At 75.2% G+C, this 26468-nt stretch carries 24 protein-coding genes; 9 read left to right on the plus strand and 15 right to left on the minus strand.

What is annotated here, in order from left to right; all coding sequences use genetic code 11:
- Window positions 1–117: 117 nt before the first annotated feature.
- A complete protein-coding gene (locus tag ACI79B_RS08165) occupies window positions 118–1017 on the plus strand; it encodes an ABC transporter substrate-binding protein (protein ID WP_456927543.1) in 900 nt (299 codons plus the stop codon).
- Between the two features lie 16 nt (window positions 1018–1033).
- On the opposite strand, the gene ACI79B_RS08170 is transcribed toward ACI79B_RS08165, so the two are convergent.
- The gene (locus ACI79B_RS08170) at window positions 1034–2215 is read right to left on the minus strand and encodes an acyl-CoA dehydrogenase family protein (protein WP_456927544.1); all 1182 of its coding nucleotides are present in this window, start codon (window positions 2213–2215) and stop codon (window positions 1034–1036) included.
- 151 nt (window positions 2216–2366) lie between these two features.
- Between ACI79B_RS08170 and ACI79B_RS08175 the strand changes: the two genes are divergently transcribed.
- Window positions 2367–3074: a hemerythrin domain-containing protein gene (locus tag ACI79B_RS08175; RefSeq protein ID WP_456927545.1), complete on the plus strand. Its 708-nt coding sequence runs from the start codon at window positions 2367–2369 to the stop codon at window positions 3072–3074.
- A gap of 76 nt (window positions 3075–3150) precedes the next feature.
- Here ACI79B_RS08175 and ACI79B_RS08180 read toward each other — a convergent pair whose 3' ends face one another.
- The gene (locus ACI79B_RS08180) at window positions 3151–4197 is read right to left on the minus strand and encodes a YihY/virulence factor BrkB family protein (RefSeq protein WP_456927546.1); all 1047 of its coding nucleotides are present in this window, start codon (window positions 4195–4197) and stop codon (window positions 3151–3153) included.
- A 99-nt stretch (window positions 4198–4296) separates the two neighbouring features.
- Window positions 4297–5814, minus strand: a complete 1518-nt coding sequence (locus tag ACI79B_RS08185) for an MFS transporter (RefSeq protein ID WP_456927547.1) — start codon at window positions 5812–5814, stop codon at window positions 4297–4299.
- Between the two features lie 200 nt (window positions 5815–6014).
- On the opposite strand from ACI79B_RS08185, the gene ACI79B_RS08190 reads away from it, so the two are divergent.
- Window positions 6015–6191 carry a hypothetical protein gene (locus ACI79B_RS08190; RefSeq protein ID WP_456927548.1) on the plus strand — a complete coding sequence of 59 codons (177 nt, stop codon included), beginning with the start codon at window positions 6015–6017 and terminating at the stop codon, window positions 6189–6191.
- 114 nt (window positions 6192–6305) lie between these two features.
- Here ACI79B_RS08190 and ACI79B_RS08195 read toward each other — a convergent pair whose 3' ends face one another.
- The 3 genes from ACI79B_RS08195 to ACI79B_RS08205 all read right to left on the minus strand — a co-directional run bounded on the left by ACI79B_RS08195 (window position 6306) and on the right by ACI79B_RS08205 (window position 10694).
- Window positions 6306–8099, minus strand: coding sequence for an acyl-CoA dehydrogenase (locus ACI79B_RS08195; RefSeq protein ID WP_456927549.1), 1794 nt, complete (start codon window positions 8097–8099; stop codon window positions 6306–6308).
- A 277-nt stretch (window positions 8100–8376) separates the two neighbouring features.
- Window positions 8377–10161 carry an MDR family MFS transporter gene (locus tag ACI79B_RS08200; protein WP_456927550.1) on the minus strand — a complete coding sequence of 595 codons (1785 nt, stop codon included), beginning with the start codon at window positions 10159–10161 and terminating at the stop codon, window positions 8377–8379.
- Window positions 10158–10694, minus strand: coding sequence for a MarR family winged helix-turn-helix transcriptional regulator (locus tag ACI79B_RS08205; RefSeq protein WP_456927551.1), 537 nt, complete (start codon window positions 10692–10694; stop codon window positions 10158–10160). The genes ACI79B_RS08200 and ACI79B_RS08205 overlap by 4 nt, the downstream gene beginning before the upstream one ends.
- A gap of 295 nt (window positions 10695–10989) precedes the next feature.
- Here ACI79B_RS08205 and hrpA point away from each other — a divergent pair, with 295 nt between their 5' ends.
- Complete coding sequence (gene hrpA, locus ACI79B_RS08210) at window positions 10990–14937, plus strand: ATP-dependent RNA helicase HrpA (protein WP_456927552.1); 3948 nt, start codon at window positions 10990–10992, stop codon at window positions 14935–14937.
- Here the strand turns inward: hrpA and ACI79B_RS08215 are convergent.
- On the minus strand, window positions 14934–15332 hold the full coding sequence (locus ACI79B_RS08215) for a hypothetical protein (RefSeq protein ID WP_456927553.1): 399 nt from the start codon (window positions 15330–15332) through the stop codon (window positions 14934–14936). The genes hrpA and ACI79B_RS08215 overlap by 4 nt on opposite strands.
- A 204-nt stretch (window positions 15333–15536) precedes the next feature.
- Here ACI79B_RS08215 and ACI79B_RS08220 point away from each other — a divergent pair, with 204 nt between their 5' ends.
- Together ACI79B_RS08220 and ACI79B_RS08225 are read left to right on the plus strand one after the other, a co-directional pair.
- Window positions 15537–15710, plus strand: a complete 174-nt coding sequence (locus ACI79B_RS08220) for a hypothetical protein (RefSeq protein WP_456927554.1) — start codon at window positions 15537–15539, stop codon at window positions 15708–15710.
- A 45-nt stretch (window positions 15711–15755) separates the two neighbouring features.
- Complete coding sequence (locus ACI79B_RS08225; protein WP_456927555.1) at window positions 15756–17120, plus strand: cytochrome P450; 1365 nt, start codon at window positions 15756–15758, stop codon at window positions 17118–17120.
- A 10-nt stretch (window positions 17121–17130) separates the two neighbouring features.
- Here ACI79B_RS08225 and ACI79B_RS08230 read toward each other — a convergent pair whose 3' ends face one another.
- The gene (locus ACI79B_RS08230) at window positions 17131–18444 is read right to left on the minus strand and encodes a sulfate adenylyltransferase subunit 1 (RefSeq protein ID WP_456927556.1); all 1314 of its coding nucleotides are present in this window, start codon (window positions 18442–18444) and stop codon (window positions 17131–17133) included.
- Window positions 18445–18535: 91 nt separating this feature from the next.
- On the opposite strand from ACI79B_RS08230, the gene ACI79B_RS08235 reads away from it, so the two are divergent.
- Entirely contained in the window at window positions 18536–18763 is a 228-nt protein-coding gene (locus tag ACI79B_RS08235) for a hypothetical protein (RefSeq protein ID WP_456927557.1), read from the plus strand.
- Here the strand turns inward: ACI79B_RS08235 and cysD are convergent.
- From cysD to ACI79B_RS08265, 6 genes are all read right to left on the minus strand, one after another.
- Entirely contained in the window at window positions 18717–19625 is a 909-nt protein-coding gene (gene cysD, locus ACI79B_RS08240; protein ID WP_456927558.1) for a sulfate adenylyltransferase subunit CysD, read from the minus strand. The two genes, ACI79B_RS08235 and cysD, sit on opposite strands and share 47 nt — an antisense overlap.
- Window positions 19626–19680: 55 nt before the next feature.
- Entirely contained in the window at window positions 19681–20406 is a 726-nt protein-coding gene (locus tag ACI79B_RS08245) for an inositol monophosphatase family protein (protein WP_456927559.1), read from the minus strand.
- A complete protein-coding gene (locus tag ACI79B_RS08250) occupies window positions 20403–21116 on the minus strand; it encodes a PaaI family thioesterase (RefSeq protein WP_456927560.1) in 714 nt (237 codons plus the stop codon). The genes ACI79B_RS08245 and ACI79B_RS08250 overlap by 4 nt, the downstream gene beginning before the upstream one ends.
- Window positions 21106–22692, minus strand: a complete 1587-nt coding sequence (locus ACI79B_RS08255) for a sensor histidine kinase (RefSeq protein ID WP_456927561.1) — start codon at window positions 22690–22692, stop codon at window positions 21106–21108. The genes ACI79B_RS08250 and ACI79B_RS08255 overlap by 11 nt, the downstream gene beginning before the upstream one ends.
- Window positions 22693–22751: 59 nt before the next feature.
- Window positions 22752–23480 (minus strand): response regulator transcription factor, encoded by a 729-nt coding sequence (locus ACI79B_RS08260; protein WP_456927562.1) that lies wholly within the window; start codon window positions 23478–23480, stop codon window positions 22752–22754.
- A gap of 106 nt (window positions 23481–23586) precedes the next feature.
- The gene (locus ACI79B_RS08265; RefSeq protein ID WP_456927563.1) at window positions 23587–24402 is read right to left on the minus strand and encodes a siderophore-interacting protein; all 816 of its coding nucleotides are present in this window, start codon (window positions 24400–24402) and stop codon (window positions 23587–23589) included.
- A gap of 311 nt (window positions 24403–24713) precedes the next feature.
- On the opposite strand from ACI79B_RS08265, the gene ACI79B_RS08270 reads away from it, so the two are divergent.
- Window positions 24714–24923 carry a DUF2945 domain-containing protein gene (locus ACI79B_RS08270; RefSeq protein ID WP_456927564.1) on the plus strand — a complete coding sequence of 70 codons (210 nt, stop codon included), beginning with the start codon at window positions 24714–24716 and terminating at the stop codon, window positions 24921–24923.
- Window positions 24924–24954: 31 nt separating this feature from the next.
- Window positions 24955–25377 carry a DUF2795 domain-containing protein gene (locus tag ACI79B_RS08275; protein WP_456927595.1) on the plus strand — a complete coding sequence of 141 codons (423 nt, stop codon included), beginning with the start codon at window positions 24955–24957 and terminating at the stop codon, window positions 25375–25377.
- Between the two features lie 29 nt (window positions 25378–25406).
- On the opposite strand, the gene ACI79B_RS08280 is transcribed toward ACI79B_RS08275, so the two are convergent.
- On the minus strand, window positions 25407–26366 hold the full coding sequence (locus ACI79B_RS08280) for a hypothetical protein (RefSeq protein WP_456927565.1): 960 nt from the start codon (window positions 26364–26366) through the stop codon (window positions 25407–25409).
- Window positions 26367–26468: the final 102 nt, after the last annotated feature.

The raw sequence follows: 26468 nt of genomic DNA on the forward strand, positions 1-26468 counted from the left end.
ATGCTGCTCCGGTTGCGCTCGCGGGACCATCGACCTTGGTCCCGAGCAGGGCTAGCGTGGCCGTCCCCGCGCCAGTCCGCCCGCGGGGCGTCGCCTCCTGTCCCGGGAGGGTCCGCGATGCGTCGTCGACCGCTCGCCGCGCTGCTCCTCGCCGTCGCCGTGCTGGGCGCCTGCGGCTCCCCGGCCGCGGACGCCGGCCCGCCCGCCGACGGCGTCGTCCGGGTGGCGTCCTACGACTTCCCGGAGAACCAGACCCTCGCCGAGGTGTACGCCGAGGCGGTCCGGCGGGCCGGCTTCGAGGTTGCGGTGCAGCACGGCATCGGCACCCGCGAGGTGGTCTTCCCGGCGCTCGAGCAGGGCGTCGTCGACCTCGTCGTGGAGTACCTGGGCACCGCGTCGGAGTTCCTGGAGGCCGGTGCGGGGACGGCGTCCCACGACCCCGCCGTCCTGCGGGAGTGGCTGGCCGCCGCCCTCGCGCCGCGCGGGCTGACCGTCCTGGCCCCGGCCGAGGCGGAGGACCAGAACGGGTTCGTCGTGCTCACCGACCTCGCCGCCCGGCGGGAGGTGACGACGCTCAGCGACCTCGCCGCGATCGCCCCGGAGCTGGTGTTCGGCGGCCCGCCCGAGTGCAGCGAGCGGCGGTTCTGCCTGCCCGGGCTGCGCGAGGTGTACGGCATCGAGTTCGCCGAGGTGCGCAGCATGCCGTCGCGGGCGGCCACGGTGGAGGCGCTGCTCACCGGGCAGGTCGACGTCGGGATGCTGGAGACGACCGACGCCCGGCTGACCGACGCCTCGCTGCACCTGCTGCGCGACGACCTGGCGCTGCAGCCGCGGGAGAACGTGGTGCCGCTCGTGCGGACCGAGGTGGCCGCCGAGGGCGGCGAGCGGCTGAGCGCCGCGCTGGACGCGGTCAGCGCCCAGCTGACGACGATCGACCTGATCCGGCTCAACCGCTCCGTCGCCGTCGACGGGCTCACCCCCGCCGAGGCCGCGGCCCGCTGGTGGGACGGCCGGTGACGAGGGGGCCTGCCACTCAGGTGATGGCGCTGGTGCCGGTGATCGCGCGGCCGACGATGAGGCTGTTGACCTCGCGGGTGCCCTCGTAGGAGTAGATCGCCTCGGCGTCGGCCACGAACCGGCCGACGTGGTTCTCCAGCAGGATCCCGTTGCCGCCCATGAGCTCCCGCGCCCAGCCGACGGTCTCCCGCATGCGCATGGTGCTGTAGCCCTTGGCCATGGAGGCGTGCTCGTCGCGCAGCATCCCGCAGTCCTGCAGCTGGGACGCCCGCGCGCACAGCGCCGCCGAGGCGGTGATGTTGCCGAGCATCCGGAACAGCAGGTCCTGCACCAGCTGGAACGAGGTGATCGGCCGGCCGAACTGCTCGCGGCCCAGCGCGTAGCGCAGCGCGTGCTCGTACGCGCCGCGCGAGCACCCGACCGCCGACCACGCCACGCTCACCCGGGTGGCCCGCAGGACGTTCGCGGTGTCGCGGAAGGAGTTCGCGTTCTGCAGCCGGTTCTCCTCCGGCACGCGGACGCCGTCGAGGGTGATGTGCGCGTTCTGCACCGCCCGCAGCGCGATCTTGTCCTCGAGGTCGACGGCGCTGAAGCCCGGCGTCGGCGTCTCGACGACGAAGCCGAGCACCCGGTCGGTCTCGACGTCGCGCGCCCAGATGACGACCAGGTCGGCGAAGCTGCCGTTGCCGATCCACTTCTTCTGCCCGTCGAGGACCCACTCGTCGCCGTCCCGGCGGGCGGTGGTCTGGATGCCGCGGGCGACGTCGGAGCCGTGCTCGGGCTCGGTCAGGCCGAAGGCGCCGATGGTCTCCATCCGCGCCATCCCCGGCAGCCAGCGCTCCTTCTGCTCCTCGGAGGCGCACAGGTGCAGGGTGCCCATGGCCAGCCCGCCGTGGACGCCCATGAAGGTGGCCACCGACGGGTCCCCGCGGCCGAGCTCCATCGAGACCATGCCGTCGAACAGCGACGAGCGGCCGGGGGAGCCGTGGCCGGAGTACTGCGCCCCCGCGATGCCGAGCTCGGCCAGGCCCGGGATGAGCTCGCGGGGGAACTGGGCCCGGGTCCAGTACTGGTTGATCACCGGCTCGACCTGCTCGTCCATGAACGCCCGGACGCGCATCAGCGTCGCCCGGTCCTCCTCGTCGAGGAGGGCCTCGAGCTCGTAGAAGTCCGACGTGACGGTGGGCCGGTCGGCCATGGCACTGCCTCCTCCGGGTGCCGGGACCCCGCTGTCCCGTGGGTCCGGCCTACCCCCGCCCCGGGGCGGCAACCCGTGCCGGCGGCATGGGGGCGGGGCGATCGGGGCACGGACGGGCAGGTCCGACCGCACCTGTTCCGAGGAGGGCCCCGTGCCCCGTTCCATCGCCGACCAGACCGACGACGAGCTGGGAGGTCCCGGCAGCGTCCTGGTCCGCCAGCGGGAGGACCACGTCGAGCTCGACCGGCTGCTGCACGAGCTCGACGGCACCACCGGCCGCGCGCAGGAGGAGGTGCTGACGCGCATCGACCGGCTGGTGTTCAGCCACGCGTTCGCCGAGGAGACCGTGCTCTGGCCGGTGATCCGCCGGGTGCTGCCCGACGGCGACGCGCTGACCCGGCGGATCGAGACCGAGCACCAGGAGGTCAACGAGCTGGTCGCGGCGCTGGAGGAGAGCGGCCCCGACGACCCGGCGCGGCCCGCCCGGCTGGGCCGGCTGGTCGAGGTGCTGCGCGAGGACGTCCGGGACGAGGAGGACCTGCTCTTCCCGCGGCTGCAGGAGCGGCTCGACCCCGCCGAGCTGCGCCGGCTGGGCCGCCGGTGGGAGCTGATGCGGCGGATCTCGCCCACCCGCGCGCACCCCACGGTGTCCCGCCGCCCGCCGGGCAACGCGCTCTCGGGCCTGCCGCTGTCGCTGCTGGACCGCAGCCGCGACGTCGTCGACACCCTCGTCCGGCGGGCGCCCGCCCCACTGGCCCCGGCCGGTCAGGCGGTCAGCCGGGGGCTGGCCGCGGTGGCCGCCGTCATCGAGCGCACCCCGCCGGCCCGCCGCGGCGACGGCCCGCCCACCGCCCGCTGAGCACACGGCGAGGGCCCCTCCCGATCCCGGGAGGGGCCCTCGTACGCCTCCCTGCGGGGGCAGCAGGGAGGTCCTGTCAGTGGGTGTGGCGGGGCTTGGGCTCGGCGCGGGCGTCGAGCTGGATCTCCTTCTCCGCCCCCGGGACGCCCTCCTTGAGCTCGGTCGTCCGCTCCTTCTCGGCGTCGAACTCGATGCCGAACAGCAGGGCCAGGTTGATCAGCCAGAACCAGATCAGGAAGACGATGACGCCGGCCAGCGCGCCGTAGGTCTTGTTGTAGCTGCCGAAGTTGGCCACGTAGAAGGCGAAGGCGGCCGAGGCCACGACCGCGACGAGGATGGCCACGCCGGCACCGGGGCTGATGAACCGGAAGCCGCGCAGCTTGACGTTCGGCGTGGAGTAGTAGAGGACGGCGATCATCAGGGCCAGGACCACCAGGATCACGGGCCACTTGACGACGTTCCACACGGTGAGCGCGGTCTCGCCCAGGCCGATGGCCGAGCCGACGGCCTCGACGACCGGGCCGCTGAGGACCAGCATCGCCACGATGACGGCGGCGAACAGGATGCCGACCAGGGTGATCAGCAGCTGCAGCGGCTTGAGCTTCCAGATCTTGCGGCCCTCGGGCGTCTCGTAGACGACGTTGGACGCGCGGGTGAAGGCGCCGACGTAGCCCGACGCCGACCAGATGGCGAGGGCGAGACCGATGACGAGCCCGACGCCGGCGGTGCTCTGGTTGCCGGCGACCTGCTCGATGACCGGGCCCATCGTGCTCGCGGCGCTGGCGGGGACGACGGTGGTCAGCGCGTCGGTGAGCTGCTGGGGGGTCGTCAGCAGGCCGACGATCGACGTCAGCGCGATCAGCGCCGGGAAGAGCGCGAGGACGCCGTAGTAGGTCAGCGACGCCGCCCAGTCGGTGAGGTTGTCCTCCTGGAACTCCTTGACGGTCCGCTTGACCGTGCCGAAGAAGGTCGGCGTGGTGTCCGCGCCGCGCGGCGCGTTGTCGAAGCGGGTGGAGTTGACCTTGTCGTCGTGCGGCGCGGGGTCCCCGGCGGTGTTGCCGGAGAAGCGTGCCGGCTTCGCCGTGTCGGTGCTCGCGGCGCGGGAGCCGTGCGGGCGGGCCATGGGTCGTCCTCCGGGTCTGGGGGCGGGTCGATCGGACCCTGGGTTCCCCGGACGGACCGCTTCCATGCGCCCGGTGATCATCCCGGCGCGTCGCGGGCGTCAGCGGATGCCGGACACCGGGGACCACTCGCCGGCGCCGGCGGTGGCCCGCTCGACGTCGTGCAGGTCGTCGGGGCCGGCCGGCCCGCTGCGCCGCGCCTGCACCATCCCGACCAGGCTGACCAGCGCCACCGCGCCCGCGGCACCCGCGCCGAGCAGGGCCACCGCGGTGAACCCGGAGGCCCGCGGCAGGCCGGTGGCCGGGTCGAGGGTGGCGCCGAGCAGCGCCACGGTGAGCGTGCTGCCCACCGCCTGGCCCACCGCGCGGGCGATCGAGTTGACCGCGTTGGCGACACCGGTCTCGCTGCGCCGCACCGCCTGCACCACGAGGGTCGGCAGCGCCGCGTAGGCCACGGTCACCCAGGCCTGCGACAGCAGCCCCGCGACGACCACCAGCGCCGGCTCGGACCGGCCCAGCGCGAACACGACGAACCCGGCGACGCCGGCGACCGCGCCGGTGAGCAGCGTGGGCAGCGCGCCGATGCGGTCGACGACCTCGCCGGCCAGCGGCGCCAGCAGGATGCCGACCACGCCGCCGGGCAGCAGGTAGACGACGGCGGCCTCGAGCACCGGCGCGCCGAACCCGTAGCCGGCCACCTCGGGCGGCGTCTGCACGTACTGCATGACGGCGAGGAAGGACACGAACAGCCCGATGCCGGTGGTGAAGCCGGCGATGTTGGGCACGAGCATCCGCGGGTCGGTGAGCAGCGCCGGGCGCACCAGCGGCTGGGCGCGGCGGCGCTGCAGCAGCACCCAGCCGGTGAGGACGGCCAGCGCGCCGGCCGCGCAGCCGAGCGTCAGCGGGGAGGTCCACCCCCAGGTGTTGCCCTGCGACACCGGCAGGAGCAGCAGCACCAGGCCGACACCGAGGACGACGGCGCCCAGCCAGTCGACCCGCCCGCTCGCCGTCGCGGTGCGGCGGGGCAGCAGGACCGCGGCGAGCACCAGGGACAGCAGCGTGACGCCGAGCCCGATCCAGAACGGCCGGTGGTAGTCCCCGCCGTCGCCGGTGAGCAGGCCCGCGGCGACCAGGCCGACGACGCCGCCGACGCCGAGGGTGCTGCTGACGACCGACATCGCCACGCTGAGGCGCTCCGGCGGGAGCTCGCGGCGCAGCACGCTGATCGACAGCGGGAACAGCCCGTAGGAGGAGCCCTGCAGGACCCGCGCGACCAGCAGCAGCGGCAGCGAGCGGGTGACGATCGCCAGCAGCGTGCCGAGCGCGACCGCGACCAGGATGCCGAGGATCACCGGCCGCTCGCCGCGGGTGTCCCCGAGCCGGCCGAGCACCGGGGTGAACACCGCGGCGGCCAGCAGGTTGGCGGTGAGCACCCAGCCGGCCGCGGCCGGCGAGACGCCGAGCTGCTCGCCGATCGGCCCGAGCACCGGGACCACGAGGCTCTGCAGCAGCGACAGGGTGGTGACGCCGAGTGAGAGGGTCAGGACCAGCAGCGCCGGCCGGGTGCGGGCGGGCGGGGTGCCGGTGCCGGCGGGGAAGACCTCGGCACCTGCGGACACGCCTCGATGACACCACGCGCCGGACCCGGCGGCGCACCGGCCTCCGACGGCCCCGACGGGTGAAGTCGGTCACAGCCTGTCAGGTGAACACTGCGCAGCGACGATTGAGAGGGCGGTTCGCTGGGGACACAGTCTCCAGAGACGAGCCGCCGGGCCCGCCGCCCGGCCGGCGTCACGAGACGAGCAAGGGGACGTTCGAGATGCTTCTGTGGCCTGCAGTCACCCTGGTCGGGTTCCTGGTCCTGACCGCCCTGGTGATCGCGATGGGCACGTCGACCACGGCGCGGTACGAGCGCGAGCAGCGGGCGGCCGCCCGCCGCGAGACCGCCCCGGCCGGTGCCGCCGTCGAGGCGGTCGGGATGGCCCGGGCGGCGTAGGAGGAGGACCCCCTCGCCCCCCGCCGCTCGCGAGCTCGCGGCGGGACCCCAGGGGGCCGCCCGGGACGACCCGCGCCCCGCCGCTCCTCCCGGAGCCGCGGGGCGCGAGTGCGTTCAGAGGTGGGCGTCGGGGGTGTCGAGCACCGTCCGGTCCAGGGACTCCAGCAGGTCCAGCCAGGTGTGCACCCGGGGCAGCTCCCAGTGCTGGAAGTACCGCGCCGCGGCGCGCTTGCCCTCGTGGAAGTCGCTGGTCTCGTCGCGCGTGGCCAGCGCCTGCTCCAGCCACAGCCAACCGACGACGGTGTGCCCGGCCGCGTCGAGGTAGGCGCTGGCGTTGGCCAGGGCCAGTGCCGGGTCGCCGGTGCCCCACAGCGTGCCGGTCACCGCGACCAGCCGGGCGACGGCGGCGTCGACGTCCGCGGCCAGGTCGGCGAACGGCGTCCCGGCCGCCCGCGCCGTCGTCGCCGCGATCGTCTCGGCCAGCAGCCGCAGCCCGGCGCCGCCGTGCACGGTGACCTTGCGGCCGAGCAGGTCCAGGGCCTGGATGCCGTTGGTGCCCTCGTGGATCGGGTTGAGCCGGTTGTCCCGGTAGAACTGCTCGACCGGGTAGTCGCGGGTGTAGCCGTAGCCGCCGTGCACCTGGATGGCCAGGTCGTCGGCGACCGGCCCCCACTGCGAGGGCCACGCCTTGGCGATCGGCGTCAGGGTGTCGAGCAGCAGGTGGGCGCGGCCGCGGTCGTCCTCGGTCTCGCCGGTCCGCTCCTCGTCGACCAGGCGGGCGCAGTACAGGCCGAGCGCCAGGCCGCCCTGCGCGTAGCTCTTGGCGGCCAGCAGCATCCGGCGGACGTCGGGGTGGTCGACCAGCCGGACCATCGGCGACGACGGGTCCTTGCTGCTGGCGGAGCGGCCCTGGGTGCGGGTGCGGGCGTACTCCAGCGCGTGCAGGTAGCCGGTGTAGCCGAGGACGGTCGCGCCCATCCCGACGCCGATCCGCGCCTCGTTCATCATGTGGAACATGTAGGAGAGCCCCTTGTGCGGCTCGCCCACGAGGTACCCGACCGCGCCGGCCCGCCCGCCGGGGGTGTGCACGCCCTCGCCGAAGTTGAGCAGCGTGTTCGTCGTCCCGCGGTAGCCCATCTTGTGGTTGAGGCCGGCCAGGACGACGTCGTTGCGCTCGCCGAGCGACCCGTCGTCGGCGACGAGCACCTTCGGCACGATGAACAGCGAGATGCCCTTCACGCCCGCCGGGCCGCCAGGGATCTTGGCCAGCACCAGGTGGACGATGTTCTCGGTCAGCTCGTGGTCGCCGGCCGAGATCCACATCTTGTTGCCGGTGAGCCGGTAGGTGCCGTCGTCCTGGGGCTCGGCGCGGGTGGTGATGTCGGCCAGCGAGGACCCGGCCTGCGGCTCGGACAGCGCCATCGTGCCGAACCAGCGGCCCTCGAGCATCGGCCGGACGAAGCGGTCCTTCTGCTCCTGCGAGCCGTGCGCGAGCAGCAGCCGGGCGTTGCCCATGGTCAGGAACGGGTAGCTCGAGGTCCCGACGTTGGCCGCCTTGAACCAGGCGAACGCGGCCTGCCCGACGGTCTGCGGCAGCTGCATGCCGCCGTACTCCTCGTCGAAGGTCCCGGCCATGATCCCGGACTCGCGGAAGACCGCGAGGGCCTTCGCGACCTCGGGGATCATCTCCACCCGGCCGTCGACGAACCGCGGCTCGTTCTCGTCGGCCTTCCGGTTGTGCGGCGCGAAGTGCTCCGTGGCGATCTGCTGCGCCAGCTCCATCACCGCGTCGAACGTCTCGCGCGAGTGCTCGGCGAACCGGGGCCGCTTGGTGAGGGTCTCGACCTCGAGCCACTCGTGGAGCAGGAAGTCCAGGTCGCGTGGCGACAGGATGAGGTTGGGGGACACGGGGCCTCCACGGACGACGGCGGCGGGAGAGCCGGGCGCGCGGCCCGACCGGCCCACGATAGGCCGGGTCCGCGCCGGGCCAGCGGGCGCCGCGGCCCGGCCCGCTCGTGGCGATCATCGGCTGCGTGCACGCGACACGGGACGACGCGCCGCCGCGCCGTGCACGCGGCCGATGATCATCCGCTGAGCGGCGGAGACGGCCATTCCTGTCGCACCACGACGGGAGGCCCCTCCCCGCGCGGTGCGGGGAGGGGCCTCTCGGCTCAGTGCGTCAGGCTCAGTGCGTCAGGCGCGGTGCCGGCTCGGCGTCGCCGGGGCGCCCGGCCGGGGGAGCCGTCGACGTCGGCGCCGCGGCACCGGCCGCCTGGGCGGCGTCCTCGGCGGTCCCGGCGGCCGGTGCGGCACCGGCCGTCTGGCCGGCCGCGGCCTGCTGCGCCTGGATGCCCGACTGGTTGCGCAGCTCGAGCTGCGGCAGGAACCACAGGACGAAGAAGCCGACCGCGACGACGAGCGCCGCCACCAGGAACACCAGGTCGAGGGTGTTGGAGAAACCGGTCCGGAACGGCAGGACCAGCGCCGGGTACTGCTCGATCGCGCTGGTGTCGGACAGGACGCTCTCCGGCCCCGCCTGCAGGAGCGCACCGGCCTGCTGCGCGGCCTCCGGGCTGGACTGCGCGGCCTGGCGGATCTGCTCCGGCACCTCGGTGCCCAGCCGCGAGAACATGATCGACAGGAACGCCGCCGTGCCGATCGTGCCGCCCATCTGCCGGAAGAACGTCACCGAGGAGGTGGCGACGCCGATCTCCCGCGGCGACACGGCGTTCTGCACCGCGAGGATGACCGGCTGCATGTTGAAGCCCAGGCCCAGACCCAGCAGGAGCATGAAGGGCACCAGCGTCCAGACCGAGGTGTCGGCCTCGACCACCAGGGACAGCGAGGCGAGCGCCACGACCATGAGGACGACGCCCACGAGCGGGAACACCTTGTACTTGCCCGTCCGCGCGATCGTCTGACCCGAGGTCATCGCACCGGTCATGATGCCGAGGACCAGCGGCAGCATCTGCAGACCGGCGATCGTCGGGCTGGACCCGTGGACGACCTGCAGGTACTGCGGCAGCAGCAGGATGCCGCCGAACATGCCGGCCCCGAGCACGATGCTGGAGACGCTGCTCACCGAGAAGGTCCGGTTGGCGAACATCCGCAGCGGCAGGATCGCGTCGTCCCGGTAGGCCCGCTCGGCCAGCACGAAGCCGATCAGCCCGACGGCGCCGATGGCGTAGCAGGCCAGTGCCCGGCCCGAGCCCCAGCCCCAGGTGCGGCCCTGCTCGGCGACGATCAGCAGCGGGACGAGGGCCACGACGAGCGCGAGCGCGCCGGGCCAGTCGATGCGGTGGTCGCGCCGCTCGTGGGGCAGGTGCAGCACCCGCACCACGACGGCGAAGGCGAAGACGGCCAGCGGCACGTTGATCCAGAAGATCCACCGCCACCCGTCGAGGCCGAGGATCGACGCCTGACCGGCGAGGAAGCCGCCGATGACCGGGCCGAGCACACTGGACGTGCCCCAGACGGCCATGAAGTACCCCTGGTACTTCGAGCGCTCCCGGGGCGGGACGACGTCGGCGATGATGGCCAGGGCCAGCGACATGAGGCCACCGGCGCCGATGCCCTGGACGGCGCGGAAGGCGGCCAGCTCGTACATCGAGTCGGCGATGCCGCACAGCGCCGAGCCGATCGCGAAGACCGCGATGGCGAACAGGTAGAACGGCCGCCGGCCGTAGATGTCGGAGAGCTTGCCGTAGAGCGGCGTGGCGATCGTCGAGGTGATCAGGAAGGCCGTGGTCGCCCACGCCTGCAGGTCGTAGCCCTGCAGGTCGTCGGCGATGGTGCGGATGGCGGTCGAGACGACCGTCTGGTCGAGCGCGGCCAGGAACATGCCGAGCATGAGGCCGGACAGGATCGTGATGATCTGCCGGTGGGTGAACACGCCGCTGGCGTCGGGCGCGGCGGCCGCCGCACGGGCGTCCCGTCGGCCGTTCGCGCCGGCGCGGGTGGTCTGGGTCATGGCTTCTCTCTCGGGACGGGGAGGGCAGAGGGGGACCGGGGGTCGGACGGCAGCGCTGCCGTCAGGTCGTCGAGCAGGCGCCCGAAGAGCCCGGTGAGCGTGGCGAGGTCGGCGTCGGACCAGCCGGTGAGCATCGCGGCGAGCTGGGTGGTGCGCTCCGCGGCCAGCCGCTCGACGGCGGCCCGGCCGGCGTCGGTGACGACGAGCCGCGTGGCGCGGCCGTCGGTCTCGTCGGCCACGCGCTGCACCAGGTCGCGCTCGACCAGCCAGGCCACGTGCCGGCTGACCGTCGACGGGTCGGCGTGCACCAGCTCGGCCAGCGCGCTCTGCCGCAGCGGCCCGAGCCGGGTCAGCGGGAAGAGCAGCACCAGGGCCGCGCGCTCCCGGCCGTCGGTGGTGGACGGGAGGCTCTTGAACGCGTGCACCAGCCGCATGAAGCGCGGCATCTGCTCGGAGAGCCGGCGGACCTCCGCCACCCGCTGCGGCGACGGCGCGGCCGGAGGGCCGGCGTCGCGGGATCCGGACGGGGACATCGGGGACTCCGGAGGCGGTGGGGAGTTGATGAGTGCACGGTACAAGTCCATGCGCGGTACACGCAACCAGTTGCACCGTGCACGCATCGTGACGTGAGCGACAACGGGTCCACCTCCGGTACCCGCGGGTGCCGCTGGGTGCACCTCTCGCGGGAAGGGTCCGGCGCCCCCGCGCGTTGCACCCCCTGGCCCAGCAGCTCCGGACGTCCGGCGGCGCGGGCCGGACCTGCGATCCTGGGGGCGGTGGCCCCGGTCGCCACCCGTCCCCCACCCCGGAAGGGAGTCGAGCGCGCCCGTGACCGCGACCCTCGCGGACCTCCGGTCCCGGCTGGCCGCGCTGACCCTCGACGACGAGCACCGGCTCGGCCGCCGGCTCGAGGGCCTGCGCCGCACCCGCGACGAGGCCGCGCGCGAGCGGGCTCTCGGGAAGATCGCCGCCGACGTCGCCGCCGCGGAGGAGCGCATCGCCCGCCGCCGGGCCGCCGTCCCCGCGATCACCTATCCCGAGCAGCTGCCGGTCAGCGCCCGCCGCGAGGACATCGCCGCCGCGCTGCGCGAGCACCAGGTGGTCGTCGTCGCCGGGGAGACCGGCTCGGGCAAGACCACCCAGCTGCCCAAGATCGCCCTCGAGCTCGGCCGGGGCGTGCGCGGGCGGATCGGGCACACCCAGCCGCGGCGGATCGCCGCGCGCACGGTGGCCGAGCGGATCGCCGAGGAGCTCGGCACGCCGCTGGGCGGGGCGGTCGGCTGGAAGGTGCGGTTCACCGACCAGGTCGGCGACGGCACGCTGGTCAAGCTCATGACCGACGGCGTGCTGCTGGCCGAGATCGCGCACGACCGGCTGCTGCGCCAGTACGACACGATCATCGTCGACGAGGCGCACGAGCGGAGCCTCAACATCGACTTCCTGCTGGGCTACCTCGCCCAGCTGCTGCCGCGCCGGCCCGACCTCAAGGTCGTCATCACCTCGGCGACCATCGACGTCGACCGGATCGCGAAGCACTTCTCCGTCGACGGCGCCGAGGTCCCCGTCGTCGAGGTCAGCGGCCGCACGTACCCGGTGGAGGTCCGCTACCGGCCGGTGGTGGACCCCGACGACCCGGACGCCGATCCCGACCGCGACCAGGTCACCGCCATCGGCGACGCGGTCGAGGAGCTGGCGCACGAGGGCCCGGGCGACGTCCTCGTCTTCCTCGCCGGTGAGCGCGAGATCCGCGACACCGCCGACGCCCTGACCGAGCGCTTCCCCGGCGTGGAGGTGCTGCCGCTCTACTCCCGGCTGTCGGCCGCCGACCAGCACCGGGTCTTCCAGCCGCACACCGGCCGCCGGGTCGTGCTGGCCACCAACGTCGCCGAGACGTCGCTGACCGTGCCCGGCATCCGGTACGTCGTCGACCCCGGCACCGCGCGCATCTCCCGCTACAGCGCGCGCACCAAGGTCCAGCGGCTGCCGATCGAGCCGATCAGCCAGGCCTCGGCGCGGCAGCGCTCGGGCCGCTGCGGCCGCGTCGCCGAGGGCGTCGCGATCCGGCTCTACACCGAGGACGACTTCGACGCCCGGCCGGAGTACACCGACCCGGAGATCCTCCGCACCAGCCTCGCCTCGGTGCTGCTGCAGATGGCCGCGCTCGACCTCGGCGCCGTCGAGGACTTCCCGTTCGTCGACCCGCCGGACCGGCGCGCCGTCGCCGACGGCCGGGCGCTGCTCGAGGAGCTCGGCGCCCTCGACGACGCCGGCCGGCTCACCGACACCGGGCGGGCGCTCGCCCAGCTCCCGCTGGACCCGCGGCTGGGCCGCATGGTGGTCGAGGCCGACCGGCGCGGCGTGCTCGAGGAGGTGCTCGTCGTCGCCGCGGGCCTGACCATCCAGGACCCACGGGAGCGGCCCACCGAGCACCAGCAGGCCGCCGACCAGATGCACGCCCGGTTCGCCGACGAGCACTCCGACTTCCTCACCCTGCTCAACCTCTGGCGCCACCTGACCGAGCAGCAGGAGGCGCTGTCGGGCAGCGCGTTCCGCCGCACGGTCAAGCGCGAGTTCCTCCACTACCTGCGCATCCGCGAGTGGCAGGACCTGCACGGCCAGCTGCGCAGCACCGCCCGCCGCCTCGGCATGACCCCCGGCGCGCTCGCCGCCGAGCCCGACGAGCGCGGCATCACCACCTCCCTGCTCGCCGGCCTGCTGTCGCAGGTCGGGCTCCAGGTCGAGGACACCCGCAGGAAGGACGGCGACCGGCGCCGCGGCGGCCGGGAGTACCTCGGCGCCCGCGGCGCCCGGTTCGTCATCGCCCCCGGCACCCCGCTGGCGAAGAAGCCGCCGCGCTGGGTCGTGGCCGCCGAGCTGGTGGAGACCAGCCGGCTGTTCGCCCGCACCGTGGCCCGCGTCGACCCCGACGACGTCGAGCGGCTGGCCGGCCACCTGGTCCGGCGCGAGTACTCCGAGCCCCGGTGGGACGCCAGGCGCGGCTCCGTCGTCGCCACCGAGCGGGTCACCCTCCACGGCATCCCGCTCGTCGTCGGCCGGCGGGTGCAGTACGGCTCGATCGACCCGGTCGTCTCCCGCGAGCTGTTCATCCGGCACGCCCTCGTCCAGGGCGAGTGGACGACGCACCACCGCTTCTGGGCCGACAACCAGCGCGCGATCGAGCGGGTCGCCGAGCTGGAGGAGCGGGCCCGCCGCCGGGACATCCGGGTCGACGACGAGACGCTGTTCGAGCTCTACGACGCCCGCATCCCCGCCGACGTCGTCTCCACCCGGCACTTCGACCGCTGGTGGAAGCAGGCCCGCCGCGACACCCCGGACCTGCTCACCCTCACGCCGGAGATGCTCACCGACGCGGCCGCGGCCGGGCAGGTGGACCCCGCGGACTTCCCCGACGAGGTGCCGCTGACGCAGGGGCTGACCCTGCCGCTGTCCTACGCCTTCGCCCCCGGCGCACCGGAGGACGGCGTCACCGTCGACGTGCCGCTCGCGGTGCTCGACACCGTCGCCGAGCGGACGTCGGGGGAGTCGCTGGCCTTCACCGTGCCCGGCCTGCGCGAGGAGCTGGTGACGGCGCTGCTGCGGACGTTGCCCAAGCAGCTGCGCCGGGCGCTGGTGCCGATCCCCGACCGGGTCCGCGAGGTGCTGCCGCACATCGGTCCCACCGAGCCGCTGCTGCCGGCCCTGGAGCGCGAGCTGCGCCGGGCCGCGGCCGTCGTCGTTCCGCCGGACGCCTGGCGCCCGGCCGAGGTGCCGGCGCACCTGCGCGCCACCTTCCGCGTGCTCGACGACAGGCAGCGGCCGCTGGCGACCGGCAAGGACCTGCAGGCGCTGCGCCGCGAGGTGGCCCCGGCCAGCCGGGCGAGCCTGGCCCGCGCCGCCTCGGACCTGGAGCGCACCGGGCTGACCGCCTGGACGCTCGGCGAGCTGCCGCGCACCGTCGAGGTCCGCCGCGGCGGGCACGTGGTCACCGCGTACCCGGCGCTGGTCGACGAGGGGACGACGGTCGGCGTCCGAGTGGTGGCCACCGAGGCCGAGGCGACGCGGCTGACCTGGCGCGGCGCCCGGCGGCTGCTCGTGCTCGTGGCCGGCTCGCCCGCCCGGCAGGTGGTCAGGGGGCTCTCCCCGAAGAGCCGGCTGGCGCTGCAGTTCAACCCCGACGGCGAGATCCCCGCGCTCGTCGACGACTGCGTGGACGCCGCGGCCGACGAGCTGGTCGCCGCCGCCGGCGGGCCACCCCGCGACGAGGCCGCCTTCGCCGCCCTGGTGACGACGGCGAGGCAGCAGCTGCTGCCGCTCACCCAGGATGCCGTGCGGCGGGTCGAGGCGGTGCTGACCCAGGCCCGCGAGGTCGCCGTCGCGATCGGCGCGGCGCCGGGGCGCCGGGTGCCCGAGGCCGCGGTCGCCGACCTGCGCCGGCAGATGACCGGGCTGCTGCACCGCGGCTTCGTGGCCGACGCCGGCCGGCGGCGGCTGCCCGACCTGGTCCGCTACCTCAAGGGCATGGCGCTGCGGCTGGAGAAGCTCCCGGCCAACGCGGTGCGCGACGCGCTCTGGACGGAACAGGTCGCCGCGGTCACCGCCGAGTACGAGCAGCTGCGCCGCGAGGTGCCGCCCACCGGCGCCCCCGACGACCCGGTCACCCGCATCCGGTGGATGGTCGAGGAGCTGCGCGTGGGCCTGTTCGCCCAGCAGCTCGGCACGCCCCGGCCGATCTCCGAGCAGCGCGTCTACAAGGCCATCGACGCCCTGAGCGCCTAGGCCGTCGCGCCGTCCCGGTCGGCGGGGCCGGGCTGGTCCCGCAGCAGGGCCGAGATGCGCTGGCGGGTGACGCCGAACATCGCGGCGATCCGGTTGATGCTCACCTGCTCGGCCTGCAGCGCGCGGGCCTGGGCGCGGCGCCACGTCGACCCGGCGCCGGCCAGGGCGCCGAGGACGGTGGTGATCCGCTCGACGACCAGCGGGCGGGACTCCTCGGTGACGATGTCGAGCCAGCTGTCCCCCGAGCGGCGCTGGGACAGCAGCTGCTCGGCGCAGGTCCGGGCGTCCTGCAGCTGGGCCGCGCACCGGTCGATCTCCCGCACCAGCTGCTCCAGGGCCGCGACCGCGTCGTCCCCGGGTGCCGGCGGGGCGCTCACCGACGGTCCTGTGGCCACGGGGCCTCCTCGCAGTCCGGCGGGCCACGCCCGCGACCGGTCGTGCCCGATCGTAGGGAACGGGCGTTGCACGCACGGGCAGTCGCGCTCCGACGGCGGCAGGCGCGTCCGGTCCGTCTCGGCGGGTGACCTTGGCCCGAGTTTGACCACGGGGCGCGCCGGGGAGGGCTGGAGGGACCGAAGCCGTTCGACGGAGGAGATGGCATGAGCGAGCCCACCAGCCACACCGAGGCCGCGGGCGAGGGCCTGTCCGACGAGGAGATGGCGCAGACCGTCGCCGACCAGACCGACAGCGCCTCGGGGCACGCCTACAAGGCCGGCAAGGACTGGGACGGCGACGCCAGCCAGGCGCCCGCGCCCCCGGACACCGAGTCCTGAGCTGACACACTCCTCCCGCCCGGCGCCCGCCGGGCGGGAGGTGCTGTGACGACGACGTCCCCGCGGCCGGACCGGACCGCCGCCGACCCCGCGACCCCGCCCGCGACGGCGCGCCTGCTGCGCCCGGCCCGCACGGCCACCCGCTACGCGCTGGGCCACGGCCTCCCGGCCCTGTACCTCGCGCGCGCCGCCCGCCGGGGCGACCCGGTCGGCCGGCTGCTGCGCGACCCGGCGGCCCGCGAGGACCCCTACGCCCTCTACGACCAGCTGCGCGCCCGCGGCCCGCTGTCCGGCGGCGCGCTGGGCCCGGTCACCGCCTCGCACGCCGTCACCACCGCGGTGCTGCGCTCGGACGCCGCCGGCGTGGGCTGGGACCGGTCCCGGGCGCCGGCCCTCGTCCGGTGGGCGCTGCGCTTCGGCGACGAGCTCGACGCCACCGGCGTGGCCGAGCCGCCGTCCATGCTGGTCACCGACCCGCCCGACCACACCCGCTTCCGCCGGCTGGTCAGCCGCGCCTTCACCCCGCGCGCCACGCTGGCCTCCGAGCCGATGGTGCGGCGCACCGCCGAGGCGCTGCTGGACCGGCTGGCCGGCCGCCACGACGTCGTCGACCTGGTCGACGCCTACGCCGCGCAGCTGCCGGTGCTGGTCATCGCCGACCTGCTCGCCGTCCCCGCCGACCACCGCGAGGACTTCCTGCGCTGGGGCGCCGCCGCGGCCGCCACCCTCGACCCCGGCCTGCCGCTGCGCCGCTACCTGGCCGCCGAGCGCGCGCTGCGCGCCATGCACGCCTTCCTCCGCGGGCACTTCGCGCGGCTCCGGGCCCACCCGGGCGAGGACCTGGTCAGCCGGCTGGTCACCCTCCCCGACGACGAGGCGCTCTCCGAGCGGGAGCTGCACGCCACGGTGATGCTGCTGCTCGGCGCCGGGTTCGAGACCACGGTCAACCTGCTCGGCAACGCCGTCGTGCTGCTCGACGCCCACCGCGACCAGTGGGACGCCCTCCGGGAGGACCCGGCGGGCTGGGACGGCGCGGTGGAGGAGGTGCTGCGCCACGACAGCCCGGTCCAGCTCACCGGCCGCAGTGTCGTCCGCGACACCGAGGTCGCCGGGGTGCCCCTGCCGGCCGGCACGCGGGTGACTCTGCTGCTCGGCGCGGCCAACCGGGACCCGGCGGTGTTCGCCGACCCCGCGCGCTTCGACGTCACCCGGCCCAACGCCCGCGAGCACCTGGCCTTCTCCGGCGGCGTCCACTACTGCCTGGGCGCGGGCCTGGCCCGGCTGGAGGGCGTCGTCGGGCTGCGGACGCTCACCGAGCGCTTCCCGCGGCTGCGGGTGGCCGGCCGCCCCGTCCGCCGCGACCTGCAGACGCTGCGCGGCTTCGAGGTCCTCCCCGTCCGCCTGGGGTGAGGACCCGCCGTCAGCGGTGCGGCGGGAGCATCCCGGCGCCGACGGTGGCGTTGGTGGCCTCGTCGACCAGGATGAACCGGCCGGTGACCCGGTTGCTGTTGTAGTCGTCGACGAACAGCGGCTGGGTGGTGCGCAGCTTGACCCGGCCGATGTCGTTGAGGCCGAGCTCGGTGGCCTCGAGGTCGCGGTGCAGCGTGTTGACGTCGAGCCGGTAGGTCAGCTCCTTGACCACCGCGCGCACCGAGCGGGTCGTGTGCTTGACCGCCAGCCGCTGCCGCGGCCGCAGCGGCTCCTCGGCCATCCAGCACACCAGCGCGTCGAGGTCCTGCGTCACCTGCGGCACGTTGCCCGGCCGGCAGATCAGGTCGCCGCGGGAGACGTCGACGTCGTCGGTCAGGCGCACGGTCACCGCCATGGGCGGGAAGGCCTCGGCGACCGGTCCGCGCGGGCCGTCGATGCCCGCGATCGTGGTGGACAGGCCGCTGGGCAGCACCTGCACCTCGTCGCCGGGACGGAGCACGCCGCTGGCCACGGTGCCGGCGTAGCCGCGGTAGTCGTGGAAGGCGTCGGACTGCGGCCGGACGACGTACTGCACCGGGAAGCGGGTGTCGACGAGGTTGCGGTCGCCGGCGACGTGCACGTGCTCGAGGTGGTGCAGCAGCGAGGGCCCGCCGTACCAGGGCGTGTTCTCCGACCGGGTCACCACGTTGTCGCCGTGCAGCGCCGAGATCGGGACGACGGTGAGGTCGTGGATCGACAGCTTCGTCGCGAACGCGGTGAACTCGTCGCGGATGCCCTCGTAGACGTCCTCGGACCAGTCGACGAGGTCCATCTTGTTGACCGCGACGACCAGGTGCGGCACCCGCAGCAGCGAGGCGAGGAAGGCGTGGCGGCGGCTCTGCTCGACCAGGCCCTTGCGCGCGTCGACCAGCACGATCGCCAGGTCCGCCGTCGAGGCGCCGGTGACCATGTTCCGCGTGTACTGCACGTGCCCGGGGGTGTCGGCCAGGATGAACGTCCGCCGCGGGGTGGCGAAGTACCGGTAGGCGACGTCGATGGTGATGCCCTGCTCGCGCTCGGCGCGCAGGCCGTCGGTGAGCAGCGCGAGGTCGACGTAGTCGCCCTTGCTGGCCCGCTCGATCGCCGCGTACTGGTCCTCGAACACGGCCTTGCTGTCGTAGAGCAGCCGGCCGATCAGGGTGCTCTTGCCGTCGTCGACCGAGCCGGCGGTGGCGATGCGGAGGATGTCCTTGCGCGCCGTCGCGATCTCGGCCGCCTGCTCGGCGGCGGGGGAGTGGACGTCGACCGCGGACTGCTCGGACATGACCCCCATCGTCCCAGCCGCGGCACCGGGGCCCGCGATCGGGGACGCTGGTGTGAGCGGGACCACCCGGGCCCGCGGGGAGGTGCGTCGCGTGGGCGGCTTCGTGTTCCTCGTCCCGGTGCTGCTGGTCGTCGTCGCGGGGTACGCGCTCGGCTACGTCGTCGCCGAGGCGCTGGGGGTCGCGGCGCCCGAGGCGGTGGCCTGGCCGGCGGGTCTGCTGCTGCTCGCCGTCACCGCCGCCGCCCTGCTCCGCTACCGCCGCCGGCGTCGCGCTAGAAGTAGCCCTCCTTCTTCCGGTCCTCCATCGCCGCGTCGCTGACCTTGTCGTCGCCGCGGGTGGCGCCGCGCTCGGTCATGCGGGTCACCGCGATCTCGGCGATGACCTCCTCCACCGTGCGCGCCTCCGAGCGCACCGCCGCGGTCAGGTTGGCGTCGCCGACGGTCCGGTAGCGCACCGTCTCGCGGGACACCGGCTCGCCCTCGCGCGGGCGGACGAACTCGTTGACCGCGTAGAGCATCCCCTGCCGCTCGACGACCTCCCGCTCCTGCGCGAGGTACAGCGGCGGGATCTCGATGCCCTCGCGGGCGATGTACTGCCAGATGTCGAGCTCGGTCCAGTTCGACAGCGGGAACACCCGGATCGACTCGCCCAGGTGGATGCGCCCGTTGTAGAGGTCCCACAGCTCCGGCCGCTGGTTCTTCGGGTCCCACTGGCCGAACTCGTCGCGGAAGGAGAACACCCGCTCCTTGGCCCGCGCCTTGTCCTCGTCGCGCCGGGCGCCGCCGAACAGCGCGGTGAAGCCGTGCTCCTCCACCGCCTCGAGCAGCACCGGCGTCTGGATCCGGTTGCGCGAGCCGTTGGGCTCCTCGCGGACCAGGCCGCGGGCCATCGCGTCGGGCACCGAGGCGACGACGAGCTCCACGCCCAGCTCGGCCACCCGCTTGTCCCGGAACTCGAGGACGTCGGGGAAGTTCAGGCCGGTGTCGACGTGCATCACGGGGAACGGGATGCGCGCCGGCGCGAACGCCTTGCGGGCCAGCTCCAGCATGACGATGGAGTCCTTGCCGCCGGAGAACAGCAGCACCGGCCGCTCGAGCTCGGCGGCCACCTCCCGGATGACGTGGATCGACTCGGCCTCGAGCGTCTCCAGCTGTGTGAGCCGGTAGTCGGGGGTCGTCACCCCACCAGTGTCCGTCACCGGGTCGAGCCACCCGGGCCGGCCCCTCGCCCGGCGCTCAGCGCACGGCGGCCAGGAGGTCCGCGGCCAGCTCGGGGCGGCACACCAGCAGGTCGGGCAGCGAGGGGTCGGGCTGGTTGTAGCGCAGCGGCGACCCGTCCAGCCGGACCGCGGTCAGCCCCGCGGCCAGCGCGACGGCGACCGGCGCCGCCGAGTCCCACTGGTACATCCCACCGGCGTGCACGTAGGCGTCGACCTCGCCGCGGACCACCGAGGACACCTTGAACCCCGCCGAGCCCAGCGGCACCAGCTCGCCGCCGACGGCCGCGGCGGCCGCGTCGGCCTGCGCCGGCGGCCGGGTCCGGCTCACCGCGATCCGCGGCGGGCGGGCCACCGGCGGCGGCAGGGCCGGCGCCGGGTCGGTCACCAGCACCTCCCCGACGGCGGGCAGCGCGACGGCGCCGGCGGCCAGCGTCCCCCGGACCCACAGCGCCACGTGGACGGCGAAGTCGGACCGTTCCGTCTCGCCGTACTCGCGGGTGCCGTCCAGCGGGTCGACGATCCACACCCGCCCGGCCTCCAGCCGGCTGCGGTCGTCGGCCGCCTCCTCGCTGAAGACGACGTCGTCGGGGCGCTCGGCGGCGAGAACGGCGGTGATCGCCCGCTGGGCCGCGGCGTCGCCGGCGTCGCCGAGGGCCCGGCCGCTCAGCCCGCCGGCGCGCAGGCCGGTCAGCGCCTCCGCGGCCGCCCGCGCGGCGGCCGCGGCGACCTCGACGTCCCTCACTCGGCACCTCCGGGGGCGGTGGCGTCGGTGGGGCGCGAGGGCGGGGCGTGCCGGCCGGAGGCGTCGGTGACCCGCGCGAAGTACTCGGCGCGCAGGTCCTCGCGCGGCAGCACGAACACCGCCCGCGCCTCGACCAGCGGCCGGTCGGGTGCCTCGGCGAGCGCGATCGTGCCGGTGACGACCGACTTGCGGCCGCCGGCCTCGGTCACCCGGCCGCGGCAGACGACGGGCGTGTCCAGCGGCACCGGCCGCCGGTAGTCCAGCTCCAGCCGGGCGGTCATGCCCCACAGGCCCGCGCGGATCGTGGCCGCGCCCAGCACCTGGTCCATCACCAGGCCGCTCATCCCGCCGTGCAGGAAGCCGGGCGGCCCCTCGTAGGCCAGGCCGAAGGACACCTCGCCGACGACGCCGCCGGGCTCCTCGCGCAGCCGCAGCGGCGGGGCGAAGGCGCTGCCGACCCCGGCCACCGGGTTGTAGACGCGCCGGAACCGCACCGGGTCGTCCAGCGCCGGCAGCTGCCCCGGCGGGCGGACCGCGGCGGTGAGCCGGCCGGTGGCGGCCCGCACCCCCGCGGCGACCTCCTGCAGGTCCGCGGCGGGGACGGCGGTGCGCACCGAGGCGTCGACCAGGCCGCGCAGGGCGTCGCCCAGGTCGGCGACCGCGGCCATCAGCGCGGCGTCGTAGGGAGCTCCTCCGCTGTCAGTGGTCACCGGCGGACGGTAGCCCCGCGGGCTCGGCGGGCTGCCCGGGGGGACCGGTGGGCGCGGGCCCGGGCGCCGCGCCGGGAGCGCCGCCCGGGACGCCGGGCACCTCGGGGCCGGAGCGGGGGAGCCGCACGGTGAAGGCCGCGCCACGGCCGGGGGCGCTGTCCAGGGAGACCTCCCCGCCGTGCGCGGCGACCAGCGAGGCCACGATCGACAGGCCGAGCCCCGTGCCGCCGGCGGCGCGGCTGCGCGAGGCGTCGGCCCGGTAGAAGCGCTCGAACACGCGGGCGGCGTCCTCGGGCGCCATGCCCGGGCCCTCGTCGGCCACCCGCAGCACCACCACGTCCCCGCCGCCGCTGGTGTCCTCGCCGATCGAGACGGTCACCCGGGCGGTCTCCGGCGTGTGCACCAGCGCGTTGGTCACCAGGTTCCCGACCACCTGGCGCAGCCGCGCCTCGTCGCCGAGGACCACCGGCACCTCGGTGAGGGAGTCGTCCAGGAGCAGGCTGACCGGCCGGTCCGGCTGCAGGACCCGCGCGTCGTGCACGGCGTCGCCGGCGACCTCGGCCAGGTCGACCGGCGCGATCGACAGCGGCCGCTGCATGTCCAGCCGGGCCAGCTGCAGCAGGTCCTCGACCAGGACGCCCATCCGGCCGCCCTCGCTCTCGATGCGCTGCATCAGCCGGGCGGTCTCCTCCGGGTCGGTGACGGCGCCCTGCCGGTAGAGCTCGGCGAAGCCGCGGATGGAGGTCAGCGGCGTCCGCAGCTCGTGGCTGGCGTCGGCGACGAACCGGCGCATCCGCTCCTCCGACGCCCGGGCCTGCTCCTCGGAGGCCCGCTGGGCGCGGAACGAGTCCTCGATCCGCGCGAGCATGCCGTTGAGCGCCTGGGACAGCCGGCCGACTTCGGTGCGGCTGTCGCCCGGCGCCACCCGCTGCGAGAGGTCCCCGGCGGCGATCGCCTGCGCGGTGCGCTCCACCTCGGCGAGCGGGCGCAGGCTGCTGCGCACCAGCCAGTACCCGGCCACGCCCAGGGCGCCCAGCACCACCAGGCCGACGACGACCTCGATGGCCACCAGCCGCGCGATCACCCGGTCGTCGCGGTCGAGGTCCCCGCCGACGACGAGCACCAGCCCGCCGGGCAGCTCCGCGGCCGTGACCCGCCAGTAGGTGTCGCCGTCGCCGGAGGCCACCGTCTCCGCCAGCGACCGGCCCGGGCCGCCGTCCTGGGGCGGTCCGCCGGGTGCCGCGGCCCGGGCCGCGATCGCGGCGACGTCGTCGGAGTCGAGGGCGGGCAGGTCGTCCTCGTCGTCCGGGCCGGAGAGCACCACCGGCTCCTCGTCCCCGGGCACCACGCACCCCAGGTAGTTGCCCGGGGCCAGGTAGCGCTGGCGGCTGCCGAACAGGCAGTCGGTGAGGTAGTCCTGCGAGCCGGCCGTCTCGCGCAGCGTGCTCTCCAGCTGCTGGTCCAGCTGGTCGACCAGGTAGCGCTTGAGCAGCGACGTCGCCGCCACCCCGGTGGCGACCAGCGCGAGGGTCACCAGGACCAGCAGCATGGCGACGAGCGTGATCCGCAGCGGCACCCGCGGGAGGCGGGGGCCGCTGCGGAGCGCCGCTCCGGGAGGAGGACCCGGGGGGGTGCTCACGCGCCGCGGGGCAGGCGCAGGGTGTAGCCCACCCCGCGGATGGTGTGCAGCAGGCGCGGCTCGGTGGTGTCCACCTTGCGCCGCAGGTACGAGATGTAGGACTCGACGACGTTGGCCTCGCCGTTGAAGTCGTAGTTCCACACGTGGTCCAGGATCTGCGCCTTCGACAGCACCCGCCCGGCGTTGGCCATGAGGTAGCGCAGCAGCTTGAACTCGGTGGGCGAGAGGCTCACCACCTGGCCGGCCTTGACGACCTCGTGCGACTCCTCGTCGAGCTCGATGTCGGCGAAGGTGAGCCGGCCGGTCTCGACGGCGCGCTGCTGGCCGGTGCTGCGGCGCAGCACCGCCCGGATGCGGGCGAGCACCTCGTCGAGGCTGAACGGCTTGGTCACGTAGTCGTCGCCGCCGAGGGTCAGCCCGGAGACCTTGTCCTCGGCCGCGTCCCGCGCGGTGAGGAACAGCACCGGCGTGTGCCGCCCGGTCTCCCGCAGCCGGCGGACGACGCCGAAGCCGTCCAGGCCGGGCATCATCACGTCGAGGACCAGCAGGTCGGGGCGGAACGTCGAGGCCAGGGCGAGCGCCTGCTGGCCGTCGGACGCCGTCGCCACCTCGAACCCGGCGTAGCGCAGGCTGGCCGAGAGCAGCTCGCGGATGTTGGGCTCGTCGTCGACCACCAGGAGGCGCGCCTCCGGGGCGGCGGGTCGAGCGGTGCGGGCTCCCGTCACGACAACTCCCGTCGGACGCCTGGCTGCTGTCGTCATGCCCCGAGGCTGTGCCGCGGAACTGCCGTCCCCCTGGACGCTACCTGTGAGTTCCCTGGGGGTGACCCCGCTAGCCGGCGGGCGCCATCGCGCGGCCGCGCCGCCAGTAGCCGATCGCGTGGTGCTGGGCGCGGGTGAGCCCCCACCGGCCGCGCAGGTCGGCGCGCACCGCCCGGACGGCGGCCGACTCGGCGGCCACCCACGCGAAGACGTCGTCGCCGGCCGGGCGCTCCGTCGCGGCCACGGCGTCGGCGAGCAGGGTGCTCTCCCCGGGCGGCGTGCCGCCGCGGTGCAGCCAGCGGACCTCGACGCCGGCCGGCGCGGCGAGCGGCTGCTCCTCCTCCGGCCCGGCGACCTCGAGCAGCGCCGTCCCGACGGTGTCCGGGCCGGCCGCGCCCAGGATGCGGCTGATGGCCGGCAGCGCCGTCTCGTCGCCGGCGAGGAGCAGCGTGCCGGCCGGCCGGTCGCCCAGCGGGCCGCTGCCGGCCACGCCCAGCAGGGCGCCGGGGGCCGCCGCGCCGGCCCAGGCGGCGGCCGGGCCGTCACCGTGCAGCACGAAGTCGATCTCCACCTCGCCACGGGCGGTGTCCTGGCGGCGGGCGGTGTAGCTGCGCAGGCTGATGCCGTGCGCCCCGGCCGGCCACACGACCCGGCCGTCCCGCGCGACCGCCGGCCACCGCGGCTCCGGGTCCCCCACGCGGGGCACCAGCAGGTTGACCGTGGGCCCGGCCGCGGCGACGGCGTCCGGGGTCCCCGAGAGCACGACCCGGCGCACCGACGGGGTGACGTCGGTGACGGAGACGACGCTGAGGACGTCGACGGGGCGGGGGCTGCCCGGCAGGTGGTCCCCGTCAGCGGGAGCGGGCGGGCCGGCGGGATCGGTCACGCCGGCGAGCGTAGGGACCGGCCCCGGAACGGGGCCGACCCGGCCGACCCCGGGGGAATGGGGTCGACCGGGCCGGCGATCGAGGACGGGGCGCCTCACCGAGCGTCACCGCTGCTCGACTCTCAGCAGGAGGTTCGCTCGTCCGGTCCCCGTCACCGGACACGCTACGTGAGCGCGGCGGTCCTGCCACCGCACGAGCGGGTGACGCCGGCGCTCCGGAGGGTGATCTGCGTCGCTGCCGGTGTCGATGTGTGTGCGCTCCGGACGCCGGGCACGGGGGAGGGACGACCCGACGACGTGGAGGTCCGACGATGACCGACGACTTCGAGAAGGGTGACCACGTCACCTGGAACAGCCACGGCAGCACGGTCGAGGGGACCGTCACCCGGAAGATCACGGACGAGACGGAGGCCGGCGGCCGGGAGGTGAAGGCCAGCTCGGACGACCCCCAGTACGAGGTGGAGAGCGACAAGAGCGGCAAGACGGCGGTGCACAGGCCCTCCGCGCTCGACGAGAAGTAGTCACAGGGACAGGGAGACGATCGTGAGCGAGATGGACGACGGGTTCGCTGGTGTGTCGTCGCGCAGCAACAAGCACAACCCGCGGCTCGACGAGGAGCTCGAGCACGAGATCCAGGGGATGCTGAAGGCCGAGCGGGCCACCCGGGCCGAGGAGTTCCGGGAGGTCGAGCCGGTCGCCGAGGGCGAGCCGGACATCGCCGCGGACCCCGCGGGCACCCTGGTCGGCGGCGTCCCCGTCGGGATGACCGAGGACGCCGTGGTCGCCCGTGCGGAGCTGGCGCGCTGGCTCGTGCGGGCCGACTTCCCGAACGACGGCCCGGGACTGGTCGAGGCCGCGCTCGACCACCGGGCGACCGACGCGGTGGTCGACGAGCTGCGCCGGCTGCCCGAGGGTGAGACCTACGAGCGGATCGGCGACGTCGCCCGCGCGCTGGGGTACCCGACCGAGACCTGACCGGCGGGACGAGCGGGACCCGAGGGGGCTCAGGAGCCGGTGCGCTCCTGGGCCCCTTCGGCGCTCTCGTCCTCGGCGATCTCGTCGCGGCCGCGCCGGCGGAACAGCCGGGAGCCGGGGAAGCCCTTCACCACCTCGCGGATGTCCTGCATGGTGTCGACGAGGTCGTGGACGTCGGTGCCGACGTCACCCAGCGACTCCAGCACCGGCAGCATCGTCTCGTCGAGGTGCGTGACCAGGTCCGGCAGCCGGTCGACCAGCCGGACCAGCGCCTCCACCTCGTGCGGGTCGAGCGTCTCGGCCAGCCGCCGCACCGACGGCGCCAGCTGCGTCAGCGGCTCCTCGTAGCCGGCCAGCAGCGGGTCGATCCGCCCGACCAGCCCCTCGGCGGCGGTGACCGCGCCGTCCGCCCGCCCCAGCGTGCCCTCGGCCCGGTCGACCGCGCCCTCGGCCCGCCCGACGGCGCCCTGCGCCCGCTCGATGGTGCTGCCCACCGCCGCGATGGCGTCGTCGGCCCGCCTCTGGGTGCCCTCGACGGCCTCGATCGCGCGGTCGGCCCGGGACTGCGTGCCCTCGACGGCGCCGATCGCGACGTCGGCCCGGGACTGGGTCTGCTCGACCGCGCCGATCGCGGCGTCCGCGCGGCGCTGGGTGCCCTCGACGGCGCTGATGGCGGCGTCGGCCTTCTGCTGCGTCCCGCCGACCGCGGTGATCGCGGCGTCGGCGGCCTGCAGCGTCGACCCGGCGCCGGCGACCAGCTCGTCGGCGCGCTGCCGCGTCGAGTCCAGGGCGGTCACCGCGCCGTCGGCCCGGTCGACCAGGCCCTCCGCGCGGTCCACGACGGCGTCGACGCGGTCCAGCAGCCCCTCGAGCCGCCCGACCGCCGCGGCGACCCGGGGCACGAGCGCGAGCGCCTCGGCGACGCCGTCGCGCAGGCTCTCGACGGCGGTGAAGACGTCGGAGGGACCGGGGATCGAGGGCAGCCGCACGCGCCGACGCTACGTCCGCGCGCCGGACCCCGCTCGTCTGTCGAGGTCCCCTCCCTCGTCCGTGGCCTGCGGATACGCGACCCGCCCGGCGGGTCACATCGC

Source organism: Geodermatophilus sp. SYSU D00879 (assembly GCF_054050375.1).

Excerpts from the sequence above, each read along its gene's own strand:
- ACI79B_RS08220 (WP_456927554.1), top strand. The coding sequence starts at position 15,537 with ATGAGCGAGCCCACCAGCCACACCGAGGCCGCGGGCGAGGGCCTGTCC.
- ACI79B_RS08230 (WP_456927556.1), bottom strand. The coding sequence starts at position 18,444 with ATGTCCGAGCAGTCCGCGGTCGACGTCCACTCCCCCGCCGCCGAGCAG.
- ACI79B_RS08275 (WP_456927595.1), top strand. The coding sequence starts at position 24,955 with ATGGACGACGGGTTCGCTGGTGTGTCGTCGCGCAGCAACAAGCACAAC.
- ACI79B_RS08200 (WP_456927550.1), bottom strand. The coding sequence starts at position 10,161 with ATGACCCAGACCACCCGCGCCGGCGCGAACGGCCGACGGGACGCCCGT.
- ACI79B_RS08165 (WP_456927543.1), top strand. The coding sequence starts at position 118 with ATGCGTCGTCGACCGCTCGCCGCGCTGCTCCTCGCCGTCGCCGTGCTG.
- ACI79B_RS08170 (WP_456927544.1), bottom strand. The coding sequence starts at position 2,215 with ATGGCCGACCGGCCCACCGTCACGTCGGACTTCTACGAGCTCGAGGCC.
- ACI79B_RS08180 (WP_456927546.1), bottom strand. The coding sequence starts at position 4,197 with ATGGCCCGCCCGCACGGCTCCCGCGCCGCGAGCACCGACACGGCGAAG.
- ACI79B_RS08270 (WP_456927564.1), top strand. The coding sequence starts at position 24,714 with ATGACCGACGACTTCGAGAAGGGTGACCACGTCACCTGGAACAGCCAC.
- ACI79B_RS08190 (WP_456927548.1), top strand. The coding sequence starts at position 6,015 with ATGCTTCTGTGGCCTGCAGTCACCCTGGTCGGGTTCCTGGTCCTGACC.
- ACI79B_RS08205 (WP_456927551.1), bottom strand. The coding sequence starts at position 10,694 with ATGTCCCCGTCCGGATCCCGCGACGCCGGCCCTCCGGCCGCGCCGTCG.